This is a genomic window from Streptomyces sp. (assembly GCF_019510245.1).
Taxonomy (GTDB): domain Bacteria; phylum Actinomycetota; class Actinomycetes; order Streptomycetales; family Streptomycetaceae; genus Streptomyces.
The window spans coordinates 19,438-38,021 of the sequence record NZ_JAEKKT010000132.1; the positions used below are offsets into that span (position 1 = coordinate 19,438).

12 protein-coding genes and 1 pseudogene are annotated in these 18,584 nt (G+C 72.4%); 4 read left to right on the forward strand and 9 right to left on the reverse strand.

Annotated elements, in window-relative coordinates:
* Nucleotides 1–110: 110 nt before the first annotated feature.
* From JF597_RS17570 to hrcA, 7 genes are all read right to left on the reverse strand, one after another.
* Entirely contained in the window at nt 111–3,320 is a 3,210-nt protein-coding gene (locus tag JF597_RS17570) for a S41 family peptidase (RefSeq protein WP_293995557.1), read from the reverse strand.
* A gap of 46 nt (nt 3,321–3,366) precedes the next feature.
* Nucleotides 3,367–3,885: a hypothetical protein gene (locus JF597_RS17575; RefSeq protein ID WP_293995559.1), complete on the reverse strand. Its 519-nt coding sequence runs from the start codon at nt 3,883–3,885 to the stop codon at nt 3,367–3,369.
* A gap of 154 nt (nt 3,886–4,039) precedes the next feature.
* Nucleotides 4,040–4,432: a VOC family protein gene (locus tag JF597_RS17580; protein WP_293995562.1), complete on the reverse strand. Its 393-nt coding sequence runs from the start codon at nt 4,430–4,432 to the stop codon at nt 4,040–4,042.
* Between the two features lie 31 nt (nt 4,433–4,463).
* The gene (locus tag JF597_RS17585; RefSeq protein ID WP_293995565.1) at nt 4,464–5,213 is read right to left on the reverse strand and encodes a 16S rRNA (uracil(1498)-N(3))-methyltransferase; all 750 of its coding nucleotides are present in this window, start codon (nt 5,211–5,213) and stop codon (nt 4,464–4,466) included.
* Entirely contained in the window at nt 5,210–6,292 is a 1,083-nt protein-coding gene (locus tag JF597_RS17590; protein WP_293995568.1) for a nitronate monooxygenase, read from the reverse strand. The genes JF597_RS17585 and JF597_RS17590 overlap by 4 nt, the downstream gene beginning before the upstream one ends.
* Before the next feature lie 416 nt (nt 6,293–6,708).
* The gene (gene dnaJ, locus JF597_RS17595) at nt 6,709–7,845 is read right to left on the reverse strand and encodes a molecular chaperone DnaJ (protein ID WP_293995571.1); all 1,137 of its coding nucleotides are present in this window, start codon (nt 7,843–7,845) and stop codon (nt 6,709–6,711) included.
* Entirely contained in the window at nt 7,846–8,862 is a 1,017-nt protein-coding gene (hrcA, locus tag JF597_RS17600; RefSeq protein WP_293995574.1) for a heat-inducible transcriptional repressor HrcA, read from the reverse strand. It lies immediately after the preceding gene.
* A gap of 172 nt (nt 8,863–9,034) precedes the next feature.
* Here hrcA and JF597_RS17605 point away from each other — a divergent pair, with 172 nt between their 5' ends.
* Entirely contained in the window at nt 9,035–9,757 is a 723-nt protein-coding gene (locus tag JF597_RS17605) for an MBL fold metallo-hydrolase (RefSeq protein WP_293995576.1), read from the forward strand.
* A gap of 34 nt (nt 9,758–9,791) precedes the next feature.
* Nucleotides 9,792–10,607 (forward strand): DUF3097 domain-containing protein, encoded by an 816-nt coding sequence (locus tag JF597_RS17610; protein WP_293995579.1) that lies wholly within the window; start codon nt 9,792–9,794, stop codon nt 10,605–10,607.
* A gap of 49 nt (nt 10,608–10,656) precedes the next feature.
* Here the strand turns inward: JF597_RS17610 and hemW are convergent, their stop codons facing one another.
* Together hemW and JF597_RS17620 are read right to left on the reverse strand one after the other, a co-directional pair.
* Entirely contained in the window at nt 10,657–11,889 is a 1,233-nt protein-coding gene (gene hemW, locus JF597_RS17615; RefSeq protein WP_293995582.1) for a radical SAM family heme chaperone HemW, read from the reverse strand.
* Nucleotides 11,890–12,029: 140 nt separating this feature from the next.
* Nucleotides 12,030–14,036: a SpoIIE family protein phosphatase gene (locus JF597_RS17620; protein WP_293995585.1), complete on the reverse strand. Its 2,007-nt coding sequence runs from the start codon at nt 14,034–14,036 to the stop codon at nt 12,030–12,032.
* A gap of 102 nt (nt 14,037–14,138) precedes the next feature.
* Here JF597_RS17620 and JF597_RS17625 point away from each other — a divergent pair.
* A pseudogene (locus tag JF597_RS17625) lies at nt 14,139–17,983 on the forward strand (HAMP domain-containing protein).
* On the forward strand, nt 17,980–18,540 hold the full coding sequence (locus JF597_RS17630; protein ID WP_293995588.1) for a response regulator: 561 nt from the start codon (nt 17,980–17,982) through the stop codon (nt 18,538–18,540). Before JF597_RS17625 ends, JF597_RS17630 begins: the two are co-directional and overlap by 4 nt.
* Nucleotides 18,541–18,584: the final 44 nt, after the last annotated feature.

The following is an 18,584-nucleotide window of genomic DNA, read 5'->3' on the forward strand; positions in this document are numbered from 1 at the left end:
GCCCCGTGATCGGTTTCGGGGGCATCGTATCGTCGTCGGTTGCGCGCCCGGTGGGGGCTGGTCGCGCGGTTCCTCCCCCAGCCTTCGGCCGGGGGTACCCCCAGCGCCCCTTAGGTCGGCAACACCGGCGGCGTTTTCGCGGGACTGTTCTCCAATGCCTCCAGTGCAAGTCGGATGGCCTCGTCCAGCTGGGGATCCCTCTCCGCGCCCCAGTCCTGCGGGGTCTGTACGACCTCCACGTCCGGGTCGACGCCGTGGTTCTCCACGTCCCAGCCGTAGCCCTCCAGCCAGAACGCGTACTTCGGCTGGGTGACCAGCGTGTCGTCGACCAGGCGGTAGCGGCTGTCGATGCCGATCACGCCGCCCCAGGTGCGGGTGCCGACCACCGGGCCGATGCCGAGTGCCTTGATCGCCGCGTTGACGATGTCGCCGTCCGAGCCGGAGAACTCGTTGGCGACGACCACGACCGGTCCGCGGGGCGCGTCCCGCGGGTAGCTCTGCGGGCGCATGCCGCGCGGCAGGTCCCAGCCGACGATCCGCCGGGCCAGCTTCTCCACCACGAGCTGGGAGGTGTGCCCGCCGCGGTTCTCGCGGACGTCCACGACGATACCCTCGCGGGCCATCTCCACGTTCAGGTCGCGGTGGATCTGGGCCCAGCCGGGCGCCTGCATGTCGGGGACGTGGAGGTAGCCGAGGCGGCCGCCGGACAGCTCGTGGACGTGGGCCCGGCGGTCGGCCACCCACGCGTGGTAACGCAGCGGCTCCTCGTCGGCGACCGGGACGACGACCGGGTGCCGCAACTCACCGCCGCCCGCCGGGGACACGGTCAGTTCGACGGCCTTGCCGGCCGTGCCGACGAGCAGCGGGCCGGGGCCCGTCACCGGGTCGACGGGGCGGCCGGCGACCGCCACGATCGCGTCGCCGGGGCGTATCGCGGCGCCGGGTGCGGCGAGCGGGGAGCGGGCGCCGGGGTCGGAGGTCTCGGCGGGCAGGATCCGGTCGATGCGCCAGCTGCCGTCGTCGTGCCGGGAGACGTCGGCGCCGAGCAGGCCCTGCCGGGCGCCGTGGCCGTGGCCGCCGCGCGGGGTGACGTAGGCGTGCGAGGTGCCGAGTTCGCCCTGGACCTCCCAGAGCAGGTCGACGAGGTCGTCGTGGGTGGCGCAGCGGTCGACGAGCGGGCGGTAGCGGTCCAGGACGCCGTCCCAGTCGACGCCGCCGAGGTCGGGCCGCCAGAACTGGTCGCGCATGATGCGGCCGGTCTCGTCGAACATCTGCCGCCACTCGGCGGCCGGGTCGACGGTCTGCCGGACCCGGGAGAGGTCGACGGTGATGTTGGTGTCGCTGTCGTCGTCGTTCGAGGCGCGGCGGTCGCTGGGTACCACCTTGAGCTTGCCGTCGGCCCAGAGCAGGACGCGTTTGCCGTCGCCGCTGACCTCGAAGTGGTCGGCGTCGGAGGCGAGGTACTCGATGCGCTGCTGGGCGAGGTCGTAGCGCTCCAGCTCGGTCTTGGGCGCCGGGTCCTCGGGGTGGGCGCGGGAGGCGCCGAGGACGCCGCGCACCGGGTGGCGCAGCCAGAGGACGCCGTCCTTGGCGGCGCGCAGCGTGGAGTAGCGGCCGGCCTCGACGGGGAAGGGCACGATCCGGTCGGCGAGGCCCTCCAGGTCGATGCGGGTGGCGGGGGTGCCCTCGGCGTCCGGGGTCTCGTCCTTGTCGGGGGTCTCGAAGGGGCGGCCGTGCCGCTGCGGGCCGAACGGCGAGGGGGTGGTGGCCGCCAGGGTGATCAGGTGCGGGCGGTCGCCGACCACGAAGGCGAGGTCGAAGACGTGCTCGTCGTAGACCGGGTCGAAGGAGCGGGTGGAGAGGAAGGCGAGGTGTTTGCCGTCGCGGGTGAAGGCGGGGTCGTAGTCCCGGAACCGCAGCGGGGTGGCCTCGGTGACGGTGAGGTCGGTGGTGTGGGCGATGCGGAGCTGGCAGAGGCCGCCGGCGCCGGGGTGGGACCAGGCGAGCCAGCCGGAGTCGGGTGAGAAGGCGAGTCCGGAGACGTCGCCGTCCTCGCTGCGGTCGACCTCGCGGACCTCGCCCGTCTCGCGTTCGACGAGGAGGAGGCGTCCGTCGTGGGCGGCGACGGCGACCCGGCCGCCGTCGGGGGCGACGGCGAGGTCGAGGACCCGGCCGAGCTGTCCGGCGGCGATCCGGCGCGGGGTGGCGCCGGGCACGAGTCCGGTGGCGGGGGCGAACTCCAGGGCGTCGTCGCCCTCGGCGTCCGTCACCCACACCACCCATTCCTCGGCGTCCACGCGGAAGGTGACGGGCAGCCGGGCCCGCACCCCCGGCTGGGCGACGAGCGCACGCGCCGGACCGGAGCGGTGGGTCACCCAGTGCACGCCGCCGCGCACCAGGACGGCGCTGCCGCGCGCGGTGTGGTCGGGCGAGGCGGAGCTGAACCAGCGGGTCGCGTTGACCGGGTACGGCTGCCGGTCCACCCGCTGCCCGCCGAGCCGGATGTCCAGACGGCGCGGCTCGGCGCCCTCCAGGTCGTCGAGGAGCCAGAGTTCACCGGCCGAGGCGTAGACGACGCGGGTGCCGTCGCCGGACGCGTGCCGGGCGTAGAAGCCGTCGAGTGCGGTGTGCCGGCGCAGGTCGGAGCCGTCGGCGAGGGAGGAGTACAGGGCGCCCGTGTCCTCGTGGTCGGAGAGGAACGCGATCCGGTCGCCGGCCCACACGGGGTACTCCAGGTTCCCGTCCAGCTCCGCGTGCAGCCGTACGAACTCGCCGGCGCCTTCCCGGTCGATCCACAGCTTGCCCGCCGTACCGCCCCGGTACCGCTTCCACCAGGCCGCCTCCCGCCCCATCGGCGCGGACAGCAGCACGGTGTGCGGGCCGGCGGCGACATGGCCGACGGGGCCGTACGGCAGGACGGTGGAGGGGCCGCCGTCGAGCGGGACGGTGTGGGCCCAGCTGCGCCGCAGGCTGGCCTGGCCGTGGGTGGTGATCGCGAGGACCTGGCCGTCGGCGGTCCAGCCGCGTACCTGGGTACGGGGACTCCCCCAGTGCGTCAGGCGGGTGGACGGGCCGCCGTCGACGGGGGCGAGGTGGATCTCGGGGGCGCCGTCGCGGGTGGAGGTCCAGGCGACCGTGGTCCCGTCGGGCGAGATGCGCGGCAGCGTCACGGGGACGTTGTCGGCGCTGACCCGCCAGGCCCGGCCGCCGTCCAGGGGCGCGAGCCACACGTCGTCCTCGGCGGTGAAGGCGACCAGATCGCCGTGGACGTGCGGAAATCGGAGGTAGGACTGCGGTCCTGTCGCTGCACCCTGAGTCACTCGCTCAGCCTATGCACCGCGGCGTGTTCCCGGTGGCCGATTTCGATCACTTGCCCTGCACCGGCCGGCACTTGGGGTCGCCCTGGCACCAGACGGTCTTCGTGACGGTCACGGTGGGGCCCGGCTGCTGCCCGTAGGTGGGCGGCCGGTAGGTGCTGTACACCGGCCCGGGTGTGGCGTCGCAGTCGCCCAGCCCGTTCACCCGGAACCACTCCTTGCCGCCCACCTTCGCGACGAGGTTCCCGCGCACGCAGGCGCCGCTGACGGCCTTGGTGACCCGGCCGGTGACGGTGATGTCCCGGCCGTCCTTGGTCCGGCCCCGGCAGTCGACGGACACGACGGTGGTCGCGGTGGCCGAAGGCGTCTTCGAACTCTTCGCGGTCCCGGTGCCCTTCGCCGCCGACCCGTAGTTGCCGGTGCAGGTGAGCCAGTCGACGTCGACGTGCTGGCGTTTCAGCTCGGCGGTGGCGGTCCGGTCGGTGGTGTAGGCGACCGTCGCGGTGTTCAGGTCGCTCGGCCGGCACGCCACCGCACCGCCCACGGCGAGCACCACCAGCCCTGCCACGGCCGCCGCCCTGGTCCCGCGCGGCCGGCCCCAAATCCGCCTCAATACCCCCATGGAGGGCAGCCTGCCACCGTCCCGCCGGTGGCGGTAGGGGACATACGGCCACTCACGTGTTCGGAGAGGTCACCCGTGCCGGTGTGCCGGGGTGCCGTCCTCAGGTGCGCAGCAGCAGCCACTCCTGCAGTTCCACCACATTGCCCTCGGGGTCCTTGAGATGGGCCACCCGCATGCGTTCCGTCATCGCCGCCGGCCCGTGCAGGAGGACCGCGCCCCGATCGGCGATCTGCTCGCAGTAGGCGTCGAGGTCGTCGACGCGCAGCACCACCAGCGAACGGTGCCCGGTCGCCGCGTCCGCCAGCTCGCCCAGTATCGCGGCCATCATCGTCCGGTCCTGGAGGGCGATCCCCGCCGAACCCGCGTGCGGGCTGAACTTCTCGTACGGCCCCTCGCTCGCCCCGGACTGCGGCCTCAGCCCGAGCACCTCGGCGTAGAAGCGGTAGCAGGCGGCGAAGTCGGTGACCAGGAGCCGGACTTGGGCGAGTTCCACGGCGTGTCCCCCAGGGTGTGGTGCGGTCGGTTCAGGACCACCGGCCGGTGCGGCCCAGCAGCAGGGCCGTGGCCGCCGTCCCGGCGGTCGACGTGCGCATCACGGTAGGCCCCAGCGTGTACGTCCTCGCACCCGCCTCCTCGAACAGCGCCACCTCGTCCCGGGCGACGCCCCCTTCGGGCCCGACGACCAGCACGATCTCGCCGTCGGCGGGCAGTTCGGCCGCGGCGAGCGGCGCGCTGCCGTGCTCGAAGTCGGAGTGCAGGACGGCGGCGAGGTCGGCCCTGGCCAGAAGTGCCGCGACCTGCTTGGTCGTCGCCGCGTCGGCGACCTCCGGGAACCGCACCCGGCGGGACTGTTTGCCGGCCTCGCGGGCGGCGCCCCGCCACTTCGCCAGCGACTTCAGGCCCCGCTCGCCCTTCCACTGGGTGATGCAGCGGGCGGCCTGCCAGGGCACGATCACGTCGACGCCGACCTCGGTCATGGTCTCCACGGCGACCTCGCCGCGGTCGCCCTTGGGGAGGGCCTGGACGACGGTGATCCGGGGCGACGGCTCCGGCTCCTCCGAGACCGACGTCATGTGGACGACCAGCCGGTCCTTGCCCTCGACGGCGACCACGTCGCAGACCGCGTAGCGGCCGGCGCCGTCGGTGAGGACGACCTGCTCGCCGGGCTGGAGCCGCTTCACGGAGACCGCGTGCCGCCCCTCGGGCCCGTCGAGGACGTACTGTCCGCCGGTGTCCGTACGGAAGTGCTCGACGACGAAGACGGGGGCGGTCATCGCTTCTCCCCCTCCGGGCCGGTGGACAACGCTGTCGACGCGGCGGCGAGTTCGGCCGCGAGGGTCTCCACCAGCTGTCCGGCGGGCAGCTCGCGGGCCATCCGGTGCCCCTGCCCGGCCCACAGGGCCATGCCCTGCGCGTCCCCGGACCGGGTCGCGGCCTTGCGCAGCGGGGAGGTGAGGTGGTGGACCTCCGGGTAGGCGGCGGGTGCGTACGGGCCGTGCTCGCGCATGAACCGGTTGACCAGGCCGCGGGCGGGCCGCCCGGAGAACGCCCGGGTCAGCGCGGTCCGCGTGAAGAGCGGGTCGGTGAGGGCCTGCTTGTGCAGGGCGGCGGCGCCGGACTCCGGGGTGGCGAGGAAGGCCGTTCCCAGCTGCGCGGCGCTCGCCCCCGCCGCCAGTACGGCCGCGATCTGGGCGCCGCGCATGATCCCGCCCGCGGCGACGACCGGAATCCCCACGGTCTCGCGTACCTGCGTGACCAGCGACAGCAGCCCGATCCCGGACCCGTCGTTCTCCGGCACGTCCCGGTGGGTGCCCTGGTGCCCGCCGGCCTCCACGCCCTGGGCGATCACCGCGTCCGCCCCGGCCCGCTGCACGGCGAGGGCCTCCTCCGCGGTGGTGGCGGTGACCAGCGTGACCGTCCCGGCCCGCCGCAGCGCGTCCAGCACCTCCGGCGTCGGCACACCGAAGTGGAAGGAGACGGCGGCGACCGGGTTGTCCAGCAGCACGGCCAGCTTGGCGTCGTACCCGTCGTCCCGGCCGCTGTCCGGGTCGCCGAGCTCGGTCTCGTACCAGGCGGCCTCACCGGCCAGCTGATGCGCGTAGACCTCCACGGCGCCGGACTCGGCGTGTTCGGGCTGCGGCACGAAGACGTTCACACCGAAGGGCCGGCCGGTCAGCCCGCGCAGCTGCTTGATCTCCTGGTACATCCCGTCGGCGGTCTTGTACCCGGCGGCGAGGAACCCCAGCCCACCCGCCTCGGACACGGCGGCGGCGAGCTGCGGGACGGAGACCCCGCCCGCCATGGGGGCCTGCACGATCGGAAGAGGGAAGAGATCGGTCAGTGCGGAGGACATGACGGCATGTTGTCACGTCCTCCGAACAAGACCGAATCGGGCCGCCCCTTTGGCACATGCCAGAAATCTCCCCCCACCGCGCCCCTCACCGAGCCGGGCGCCCGCGCCTCTCCACCGGCCGAACCGGGCGATCGACCTCGCCTCTCCACCGGCCGGGCCGGACGATCGACCTCGCCTCTCCACCGGCCGAACCGGGCGATCGACCTCGCTTCTCCACCTGCCGAGCCGGACGATCGACCTCGCCTCTCCACCGGCCGGCCGGGCGATCGGCCTGGCCTCTTTCTGCCGGCCGAGCCGAGGGGCGACCGCGCCTTTCGACGGACCGAGTCGGGTGGTGGGTGGGCATGGCTCCCGGGGGTCCAGGGGGCGGAGCCCCCTGGCGGGGTCGAAGGGGCGGAGCCCCTTCACGGCACCCGTCAACGCCCGTTGAACGCGTCCTTCAGCCGGCTGAACAGCCCTTGCTGACCGGGCTGGAACTGCCCCTGCGGCCGCTCCTCCCCGCGCAGCTTCGCCAGCTCCCGCAGCAACCGCTCCTGCTCGGGATCGAGCTTGGTCGGCGTCGTCACCTCGACGTGGACGATGAGGTCGCCGCGCCCCCCGCCCCGCAGATGCGTGACCCCACGCCCGTGCAGCGGAATCGACTGCCCGGACTGCGTGCCCGGCCGGATGTCGACCTCCTCGAGACCGTCCAGCGTCTCCAGCGGCACCTTCGTACCGAGCGACGCCGCCGTCATCGGGATCGTCACCGTGCAGTGCAGGTCGTCCCCGCGCCGCTGGAACGTCGAGTGCGGCAGCTCGTGGATCTCGACGTACAGGTCACCGGCGGGACCGCCGCCGGGCCCGACCTCGCCCTCACCGGCGAGCTGGATCCGCGTGCCGTTGTCGACACCGGCCGGGATCTTCACGGTCAGCGTCCGCCGCGACCGCACCCGCCCGTCGCCCGCGCACTCGGGGCACGGCGTCGGCACGACGGTCCCGAACCCCTGGCACTGCGGGCAGGGCCGCGAGGTCATGACCTGGCCCAGGAAGGACCGCGTCACCTGCGAGACCTCGCCACGGCCACGGCACATGTCACACGTCTGGGCGGAGGTGCCCGGCGCCGCGCCCTCACCGTTGCAGGTGTTGCAGACGACCGCCGTGTCGACCTGGATGTCCTTGGTCGTGCCGAAGGCCGCCTCGTCGAGCTCGACCTCGATCCGGATCATCGCGTCCTGGCCGCGCCGGGTCCGCGACCGCGGCCCGCGCTGGGACGCCGTACCGAAGAACGCGTCCATGATGTCCGAGAAGTTCCCGAAGCCACCGGCCCCGAAGCCGCCCGCGCCCGCGCCGCCGCTCTGCGAGAGCGGATCCCCGCCAAGGTCGTAGACCTGCTTCTTCTGCGGGTCGGAGAGCACCTCGTAGGCGGCGTTGATCTCCTTGAACCGCTCCTGGGTCTTCGGGTCCGGGTTGACGTCCGGGTGCAGCTCGCGCGCGAGCCGACGGAAGGCCTTCTTGATCTCTTCCTGCGACGCGTCGCGGCGCACGCCGAGAACGGCGTAGTAGTCCGTGGCCACTTACGACTCCGCCAGGATCTGTCCGACGTACCGTGCCACCGCTCGTACCGCTCCCATCGTTCCCGGGTAATCCATGCGGGTCGGTCCGACCACGCCGAGTTTGGCGACTGCCTCGCCGCCCGAACCGTAGCCGACCGACACCACGGACGTTGAGTTGAGTCCCTCGTAGGCGTTCTCGTGACCGATGCGTACGGTCATGCCCGAATCCCCCGCCTCGCCCATGAGCTTGAGGAGCACGACATGCTCCTCCAGCGCCTCCAGGACGGGCCGGATCGTGAGGGGAAAGTCATGTCCGAAGCGGGTGAGATTGGCGGTGCCGCCGATCATCAGCCGCTCCTCGTTCTCCTCGACGAGCGTCTCCAGCAAAGTGGAGAGCACCGCCGAGACCGTGCCGCGGTCCTCGGCCTCGAAGGCTTCCGGCAGGTCCTCCACCAGCCGGGGCACGTCCGAGAACCGGCGTCCCGCGACCCGGCTGTTCAGCCGCGCCCGCAGGTCCGCCAGAGACGTCTCCCCGAAGGGCGCCGGGCAGTCGACCATCCGCTGCTCGACCCGTCCGGTGTCGGTGATCAGCACCAGCATCAGCCGGGCCGGCGCGAGGGAGAGCAGCTCCACGTGCCGCACGGTCGACCGCGTCAGCGACGGGTACTGCACGACCGCCACCTGCCGGGTCAGCTGGGCCAGCAGCCGGACGGTCCGCGCCACCACGTCGTCGAGGTCGACGGCCCCGTCGAGGAAGTTCTGGATGGCCCGCCGCTCGGGCGCGCTCATCGGCTTGACGCCGGCCAGCTTGTCGACGAACAGCCGGTACCCCTTGTCGGTGGGGATCCGCCCCGCGCTGGTGTGCGGCTGGGCGATGAACCCCTCGTCCTCCAGGGCGGCCATGTCGTTGCGCACGGTCGCCGGGGAGACCCCGAGGTTGTGCCGTTCGGTCAGCGCCTTGGAGCCGACCGGTTCCTCGGTGCCGACATAGTCCTGGACGATGGCGCGCAATACCTGAAGCCTGCGTTCACTCAGCATCCAGCGCCACACCTCCAGAAAGTCGTCCCCGCGGCCTTTCGGTCCCTTCGGGCGTTTCGTCTGGCACTCTGCGAACGCGAGTGCCAGCATCCCCGGCCCAGTGTACGGCCGTGGGGTACTGACTGGGCAAGGTCGGTCGGGACCCATGGCGTTCTACGGCTAGCGTCGCGGCATGACGGTGACTTGGGAAGAGCTGGGCTGGGAGCGGGTGGCCGAAGGGGTCGGCCGGTGCCGGCTGCCGGGCTGGGACTGCACGGCGGGTCTGGTTCTGGGCGCGGGCACGGCCCTGATGGTGGACGCCGGGTCTAGCCTTGCGGAGGGCGCACGGTTGCGTACGGAGGCGCAGGCGCTGGCCGACCGCCGTGTGACCCATCTCGCGCTCACCCATCCCCACTTCGACCACGTCCTCGGCGCGGCCGCCTTCGCGGGCGCCGACCTGTACGCGGCGGTGGGCACGGATGCCGTCCTCGCCCACGACCGCGAGGAACTCCGCCTGGACGCGGTCCGCAACGGCCTGCCGGCCGCGGAGGCCGAGGAGGCGGCCGACGCGCTCCCGCTCCCGCGCCACCTGGTCTCCGGCGAGTGGACCCTCGACCTGGGCGACGGCCGCCAGGCCCTGCTGGCCAACGTGGGCCCCGGCCACACCCCCCACGATCTCGCCGTCCTGGTCCCCGGCGACCCGGAGGTGGTGTTCTGCGGCGACCTGGTGGAGGAGTCCGGCGATCCGCAGGCCGGCCCCGACGCCGTACCCTCCCGCTGGCCCGCGGCCCTGGACCGCCTGCTCTCGCTCGGTGGTGATCGCGCCCTGTACGTCCCCGGTCACGGAGCGGTGGTCGACGCGGCATTCGTACGGGCGCAGCGCGACGCCCTGGCCGCCCGTTTCGGCGTGTCGTAGGCGCACCCGTTCCGCTTCTCCTATCGTCATCCGAATGCGCCAGTACTCCGCCGACCTGACCCCGCCGTGGAAGAAGCCGAAGCCGGTGCCCGAGGTGGCCGCCGAGCCCGGTCTGGTGGTCGAGGAGCCGGGTACGGGTTTCTGCGGCGCGGTGATCCGCTGCGAGGCGGGCACGGTCACCCTGGAGGACCGCTTCGGCAAGCACCGCGTCTTCCCGCTGGAGCCGCGCGGCTTCCTCCTGGAGGGCCGGGTCGTCACCCTCGTACGCCCCGTGTCCGGAGGGCCGGTGCGTCCCTCCCGTACCGCCTCCGGCTCGGTCGCCGTCCCCGGCGCACGCGCGCGTGTCGCCCGCGCGGGCCGCATCTACGTGGAGGGCCGCCACGACGCGGAACTGGTCGAGAAGGTCTGGGGCGACGACCTGCGCATCGAGGGCGTGGTGGTGGAGTACCTGGAGGGCGTCGACGACCTCCCCGCCGTCGTCGCCGAGTTCGCCCCCGGCCCCGACGCCCGACTCGGCGTCCTCGTCGACCACCTGCTCCCCGGCACCAAGGAGTGGCGCATCGCCCAGTCGGTCACCGGAGACCACGCCCTGGTCGTCGGCCACCCCTACATCGACATCTGGGAGGCGGTGAAGCCGTCCTCCCTGGGCATCGATTCCTGGCCCCGCGTCCCGCACGGCCAGGACTGGAAGACGGGCGTGTGCCGGGCCCTGGGCTGGCCCACGGACAACACGGGCGCGGTATGGCAGGCGATCCTCGCGCGCGTGGGCTCCTACAAGGACCTGGAGCCGGAGCTGCTGGGCCGGGTGGAGGAACTGATCGACTTCGTCACGGGCAGCGGCGGGGCCTGACCTTTTTCGTACGGGGCGGGGAGCGGTGTGTCTCGTACAGCCGGAGTGATCAGTCGACCAGGTCCCGGACCACCGCATCCGCCAGCAGCCGCCCCCGCAGCGTCAGCACGGCCCGCCCCTCGTCGTAGGGACCCTCCTCCAGCAGGCCCTCCCCCAGCGCCCGCCGCGAGGCCTTCAGCCCGTCCTCCTTCAGCAGTGCCAGCGGGACGCCCTCCCGCAGCCGCAGCTCCAGCAGGATCCGCTCCACCCGCCGGTCCTCGTCCGACAGGACCTCCCGCCCGGCCCCCGGCGACCGCCCGGACGCCAGCGCCGCCGCGTACGCCCCCGGGTGCTTCACGTTCCACCACCGCACGCCCCCCACGTGCGAGTGCGCCCCCGGTCCGGCGCCCCACCAGTCGGCGCCCCGCCAGTACAGCTCGTTGTGCAGGCAGCGGCCCGCGTCCGAGGTGGCCCAGTTGGACACCTCGTACCAGTCGAAGCCGGCCCCCGCCAGCACCGAGTCGGCGATCAGGTAGCGGTCGGCGTGGACGTCGTCGTCGGTCATCGGGACCTCGCCGCGGCGGATCCGGCGGGCCAGCCGGGTGCCCTCCTCGACGATCAGCGCGTACGCCGACACGTGGTCGGGCCCGGCGCCGATCGCCGCGTCCAGCGAGGCCCGCCAGTCGTCGTCGGACTCGCCCGGGGTGCCGTAGATCAGGTCGAGGTTGACGTGCTCGAAGCCGGCCGCGCGGGCCTCCGCGACGCACGCCTCGGGGCGCCCGGGGGTGTGGGTGCGGTCGAGGACCCGCAGCACGTGCTGCCGGGCGCTCTGCATGCCGAAGGAGATCCGGTTGAAGCCGCCCTCCCGCAGGGCCGCCAGATAGGCCGGGTCGACGGACTCCGGGTTCGCCTCCGTCGTGACCTCCGCGTCCGCCGCGAGCCCGAACTCGTCACGGATCGCGCCCAGCATCCGTACGAGATCGGCGGCGGCCAGCAACGTGGGCGTACCGCCGCCGACGAACACGGTCCGCACCTGGCGCGGATCGTCGCCGAGGACCTTCCTGGCCAGCCTGACCTCGTCGATCAAGGTGTCCGCGTAGTTGTCGCGGGAGGCGAGGACACCGCCGGTGCCGCGCAGCTCGGTCGCCGTGTAGGTGTTGAAGTCGCAGTAGCCGCAGCGGGTCGCGCAGTAGGGGACGTGCAGGTAGAACCCGAGGGGGCGGGCGGCGGCACCGGCGAGCGCGGACGCGGGGAGCGCGCCGTCGTCGGGGACGGGCTCGCCGTCGGGGAGTGCGGAAGGCATGTCCTCCATTGTCCCGTACGACAGTCCCGTACGACTGTCCCGTACGACTTGCCCCCTCTGCGCACCTGTCCCGTGCGGCGTGTCCCGTGCGGCGTGTCCCGTGCGGCGTGTCCCGTACGACGTGTCCCGTAGGGCGCGGGTCACTCCGCCTGGAGGACGAGCAGCGCCAGGTCGTCCTCCGGCTGTCCGCCGCCGAACTCGTGGACCAGCCGTCTGATGCGTTCGGCGATCAGGTCGGCGTTCAGCCCCGCGCAGCCGGCCAGCGCCCGCGCGAGCCCGTCGCCGTCGTCGAACTGGCGGCTGCCGGAGCGCCGCTCGGTGACCACGTCGGTCACGCACAGCAGGCTGGCGCCGGGCGCGAGCTCGATGGTCTCGCTGCTGTACGTCTCGTCCTCGACGACCCCGAGCAGCGTCTGCGGGCGCGCGGCGGTGCGGACCTCGCCGTCCGGGCCGAGGAGCAGCGGCAGCGGATGCCCGGCGGAGGCGAGGGTGCAGCGGACGCCGCCGTCGTCGAGGGGGGTGAGTTCGCCGTAGAGGAGGGAGAGGAAACGGGTCTGCGGGCCGTCGCCGGGCGGCAGGCCACGGCCGCCGGCGGCGACCAGGGCGCGGGCGGCGGCATCGGCGGCCTCGGTGGCGTCGTCGAGGAGGAGCTGGTTGAGGCGGTCGAGGACGTCGGCGACCCGGTAGCCCTCGCGGGCGAGGAGCCGCAGCCAGGGCCGGGCGAGACCGATGACGACGGCGGCCTCGGGGCCCTTGCCCTGGACGTCGCCGACGGCGAAGCACCAGCGGCCGTCGCCGGCCGGGAAGAGGTCGTAGAAGTCGCCGCTCGGGCCGCCCTTGTCGCAGGGTTCGTAGACGAGGGCGCTGCGCACGCCCGGGATCTCGGCGACCGCGCCGGGGAGCAGGCCGCGCTGCAGGACGGCGCTGATGGTGGCCTGGCGGGCGTACTGGCGGGCCGCGCCGATGGCGAGGGCGACCCGGCGCCCGAAGTCCTCCACGAGGCCGGTGATCTCGTCGGGGATGCCCTCCGGGCCGGAGCGTCCGATCACGAGCGTGCCGAGCGGGCGGCCGCCCGCGATCAGCCGGTAGGCGAGCGCCGAGCCCTGCACGCCCTGCGGGCCGAGCGCGGCGCCGGGCCAGGGATACGGCTCGGGCCCGGACCGTAAGCCGCCGCTCGGGCTCGGCGGGTCCTTCTCCAGGGCGTGGTGCAGTTCCTCGATGCGGTTCTCGCTGCCGTGCCAGACCCGGGCCAGCCGCGGGCCGCCCGCACCGCCCGCGCCGCCCGCGCCGCCCGCACCGCCGGGGGCGCCCCAGCCGCCGCCGCGTACGGTCGCCTCGTCCTCCAGCCACACCGCGCACCAGTCGGCGAGGCGCGGCACGATCAGCTGGCCGGTGAGCGCGGCCACCAGGTTCTCGTCGAGCTGCCCGGCGAGCAGGTCGGAGGCCTCGGCGAGGAAGGACAGCGCGCCCCGGTTGAGCCAGTCCCGGTCGCGCTCGGGGCGGTGGGAGCACCCTTCGCGCTCCTCCGCGGCCGCGTGTGCGTGCGCGCGCGTGTGTGCGGCCGCGTGCGGGGGCGGCTCGGGGGCGAGGATCTCGGCGACCTTCAGCTGCCGCTCGTCGGGGAGCGTGCCGCCGCGGCCGGTCAGCCGCGCCCACACCGACTTGGCGCCGGTGCGGTACGTCACCCCCCAGGACTCGGCGAGCGAGGCGACCAGGCGCAGCCCGCGCCCGAACTCCGGTGTCTCGTACGGCGTCTCACCCGGGTGGTCGCGCGGCGCACGGGAGGGATGGCGGTCGGTCACCTCGACCACGAACGCCGCCGTCTCCTCCCGCCCCTCCTCCAGCCACCAGTCGACCTCGACGTCGGTACCGGCGTGCACGACGGCGTTGGTGACGAGTTCGCTGACGACGACCATGACGTCCTCGCCGACCCGCTGCTGCTCCGGGCGGAGGAGCCCGCACTCGGTCCACTCGTCGAGGGAGGCGCGCACCAGGGCGCGCGCCGAACCCGGCGCGAGGGGGCCTCCAGGCAGGGCCGCGCGCCCCTGCGCACGCGGGCCCGCGGTGTCGTGCGCGGGCGCCGCGTCGTGCGCAGGCGCCTCACGGACCCGGGAGACGGTCTCCCGTTGCGTGGGTATGGCCCCCATGTCCAGCTCCCCGAGCAGTTCGGACGAATACATCCCGATCGATGCGGACAGAGTGACAGACTGACTGCGCCCATAAGCACCGAGTTACCGAAGTGGGCCGCCATGAGTGAGAACAGTGCTACGCGTGTGCTCGAAGACGGACAGAAACCGGAACAACTCCGAGCATCCGCACTGCGCCCTCTGCTCGCCGCGATGACCGCCGCCCGCGACGGCGACTTCACGAAGGTTCCGGAGACCGGGGCCGACGGGACCGCCGGCGAGGGGATCGTCGCCGAACTCACCGCGGTCTTCAACCAAATCATGGACCGCGGCATCCACTTCAACGCCGACGTACGGCGCGTGAAACGGGAACTGGTGCGGCACGGCCGGCTGGACGAACGGCTGTCGGCGAGCCCCGGCCAGGGCGCCTGGACGTCACGCGTCAACGACGTCAACCAGGTCCTCGACGCCCTGGTCGCGCCCGCGGCGAACGCCACGCGCGTGCTCGACGCGGTGGCCGGCGGCGACCTGACCCAGCGGGTCGACCTGCACGACGGCAGCCGGCAGCTCCGCGGTGACCTGCGCAGGCTCGCCCGCGCGGTGAACACGATGGTCGACCAGCTCTCCCTGTTCACCGGCGAGGTGACCCGGGTCGCGCGCGAGGTCGGCACCGAGGGGCGGCTCGGCGGCCGGGCCAAGGTGCAGGGCCTGTCGGGCAGCTGGCGGGACGTCACCGAGGCCGTCAACACCATGGCGTCCCGGCTGACCGCGCAGGTCCGTGACATCGCCCTGGTGACGACGGCGGTGGCACGCGGCGACCTGACCCGCACGGTGACCGTCGAGGCGACCGGTGAGCTGCTGGAGCTGAAGCTCACCGTGAACACCATGGTCGACCAGCTCTCCGCGTTCGCCGACGAAGTCACCCGCATCGCCCGCGAAGTCGGCACGGAGGGCCGGCTGGGCGGCCGCGCCCAGGTACGGGGCGTCTCGGGCGTCTGGAAGGACCTGACCGACAACGTCAACTTCATGGCGTCGAACCTGACCTCCCAGGTCCGCAACATCGCCCAGGTGACGACGGCCGTCGCCAACGGCGACCTCTCGCAGAAGATCATGGTCGACGCGCAGGGCGAGATCCTCGAACTGAAATCGACGATCAACACGATGGTCGACCAGCTCTCCGCGTTCGCCGACGAAGTCACCCGCGTCGCCCGCGAAGTCGGCACCGAAGGAAACCTCGGCGGTCAGGCACGGTCAGAGGCGTCTCCGGGGTCTGGAAAGAGCTGACGGACAACGTCAACTTCATGGCACTGAACCTGACCTCCCAGGTCCGCAACATCGCCCAGGTGACGACAGCCGTCGCCAACGGCGACCTGTCCAAGAAGATCACCGTCGACGCACGCGGCGAGATCCTCGAACTCAAGGACACCGTCAACACGATGGTGGAACAACTGCGGGCCTTCGCCGACGAGGTCACCCGCGTCGCCCGCGAGGTCGGCACCGACGGCCGGCTGGGCGGCCGCGCCCAGGTGCTCGGCGTCTCCGGGGTCTGGCGGGACCTGACGGACAACGTCAACTACATGGCCGACAACCTGACCTCCCAGGTCCGCAACATCGCCCAGGTGGCAACCGCCGTCGCCCAGGGCGACCTGTCCCGGAAGATCGACGTGGACGCGCGCGGCGAGATCCTCGAACTGAAGACCACCATCAACACGATGGTCGACACCCTGTCCTCGTTCTCCTCCGAGGTGACACGGGTGGCCCGCGAGGTGGGCTCCGACGGCCGGCTGGGCGGCCAGGCCCGGGTGGAGGGCGTGTACGGCACCTGGAAGCGCCTGACGACCAACGTGAACGAGCTCGCGCTCAACCTCACCACCCAGGTCCGCGCGATCGCCGAGGTCGCCTCGGCCGTGGCACAGGGCGACATGTCCCGCTCGATCACCGTCGAGACCCGCGGCGAGGTCGCCGAACTCAAGGACAACATCAACCTGATGGTCGCCAACCTGCGCGAGACGACCCGCGCCAAGGACTGGCTGGAGTCCAACCTGGCCCGCCTCGCCTCCCTCATGCAGGGCCACCGGGACCTGATGGAGGTCGCCGACCTCATCCTGCGCGAGCTGACCCCGCTGGTGAACGCCCAGTACGGCGCGTTCTTCCTCGCCGACCCGGACGAGGACGGCGCCGCCGTGCGCACGACCGTACCGCCCAAGGGCCTCGCGTTCATCGCCGGCTACGGCTCCGCCCAGGGCGCGACGGTCGAGACCGGCGGCCTGCCGGTGCACGGCCTGGTCCGCCAGGCGGCCCGCGAGAAGAAGCGGATCCTCGTCGAGGAGACCCCGCCGGACTACATCAAGATCAACAGCGGTCTCGGCGAAGCCGCGCCCACCACGATCGTCATCATCCCGATCCTCTTCGAGGACAAACTCCTCGGCATCATCGAACTGGCCTCCTTCTCCCGCTTCTCCGACGTCCACCTCGCGTTCTTCGACCAGTTCGTCAACACCATCGGCGTGGCGATCAACACGATCATCGCCAACTCCCGCACGGAGTCCCTGCTCGGCGAGTCACAACGGCTGGCGATGCAACTCCAGGAACGCTCGGACGAACTTCAGAAACAACAGGCGGAACTACAGCGCTCGAACGCGGAACTGGAGGAGAAAGCCGCCCTCCTGGCGACCTCTTCCCAGTACAAGTCGGAGTTCCTGGCGAACATGTCCCACGAACTGCGCACCCCGCTGAACTCCCTGCTGATCCTGGCCCGGCTGCTGTCCGACAACCCGGACGGCCGCCTCTCCGACCAGGAGGTCCAGTTCGCCACCACGATCCACCGCTCCGGCTCGGACCTGCTCCAGCTCATCAACGACATCCTGGACCTGTCGAAGATCGAGGCCGGCCGGATGGACGTACGCCCCAAACGCCTCCCCCTGATCAAACTCCTCGACTACGTCCACGCGACCTTCCGCCCGCTCACCCTGGACCGGGGCCTGGCCTTCGAGGTGACCGTCGGCGAGGACGTGCCGCGCGAGATGTACTCCGACGAGCAGCGCCTCCAGCAGATCCTGCGCAACCTGCTCTCCAACGCGATCAAGTTCACCGCAAAGGGCCGCGTGGAACTGCGCGTGCGCCGCGTGAAGGACCCCGAGCACCACTCCGTCCCCGACAGCGACGAGGTGATCGCCTTCGAGGTGTCGGACACCGGCATCGGGATCGCCGCCGAGAAACTCCCGGTCATCTTCGAGGCGTTCCAGCAGGCCGACGGCACCACGAACCGCAAGTACGGCGGCACCGGACTCGGCCTCTCCATCAGCCGGGAGATCGCCGGCCTGCTGGGCGGCCGGATCGTCGCCGCGAGCGAACCGGGCGCGGGCTCGACGTTCACGTTGTACGTCCCGGTCGTCAGCCCCGGCCACGCTGCGCCCGGGCCGGCCCCGCAGACCCACACCGCGCCGGCTCTCGGCCCGGCGACGGCCGCCGCCCCCGACCCCGACGACTCCTGGCCGGCCCCGATCCGGCTGGAGGCGTGGCAGACGGGCCGCGCGGGCCGCGTGCTCCCCGGCCGCCGCGTCCTGATCATCGACGACGACATCCGCAACGTCTTCGCCCTCACCCACGTCCTCGGCCGCGTCGGCATGCCGGTGCTGTACGCGGAGAACGGCCGGGAGGGCATCGAGACCCTCGAACGCAACCCTGACGTCGAACTCGTCCTGATGGACATCATGATGCCCGAGATGGACGGCCACGAGACCATCGCGGCCATCCGCCGCGCCCCGCGCTGGACCGGCCTGCCGATCGTCGCCCTCACCGCGAAGGCGATGCCGGGCGACCGCGAGAAGTCCATCGCACGCGGCGCCAACGACTACGTACCCAAACCGGTGGACGTCGACCGGCTGCTCACCGTCGTCTGCGCACTCCTGGACCCCGACAGCACGCAGGACGGCGAGACCGCCGACGACGAACGGACGGAGCAATGACCGCTGACGACCGTGCCGGAATCCTCCTGGTCGACGACATGGAGGACAACCTGATCGCACTGGAAGCCGTTCTGGGGTCGCTGAACGAGCCGATCGTACGGGCCCGCTCCGGCGAGGAGGCGATGAAGGCCCTGCTCCGCCGCCGCTTCGCCGTCGTCCTCCTCGACATCCGCATGCCGGGCATGGACGGTTTCGAGACGGCCGCGAACATCAAACGCCTCGACCAGACGAAGGACGTCCCGATCATCTTCCTGACCGGAGCGGACGAGGGCGCGGGGTACACGTTCCGCGGCTACGCCACGGGCGCGGCGGACTACCTGACGAAACCGTTCGATCCGTGGGTGCTGCGGGCGAAGGTCAACGTGTTCCTGGAACTGCACCCGAAGAACCAGCAGCTCCAGGAGCTGTTGAGCCGGGAAAAGGCGGACTTCGGCGAGCTGGGCAAGCGGTTGGCCGTGCTGGAGGACCGGCTGTCCGAGGACCCACTCGACGTAGCAGCGCTACGAAAAGAGACCAGGGAGCTACGGCAACTGCTGAACAGAACGAGGCCGAACTGACGTGAAGGGGGGGCGGGAGCTGCGCGACCAGCCCCCTCGCTCCC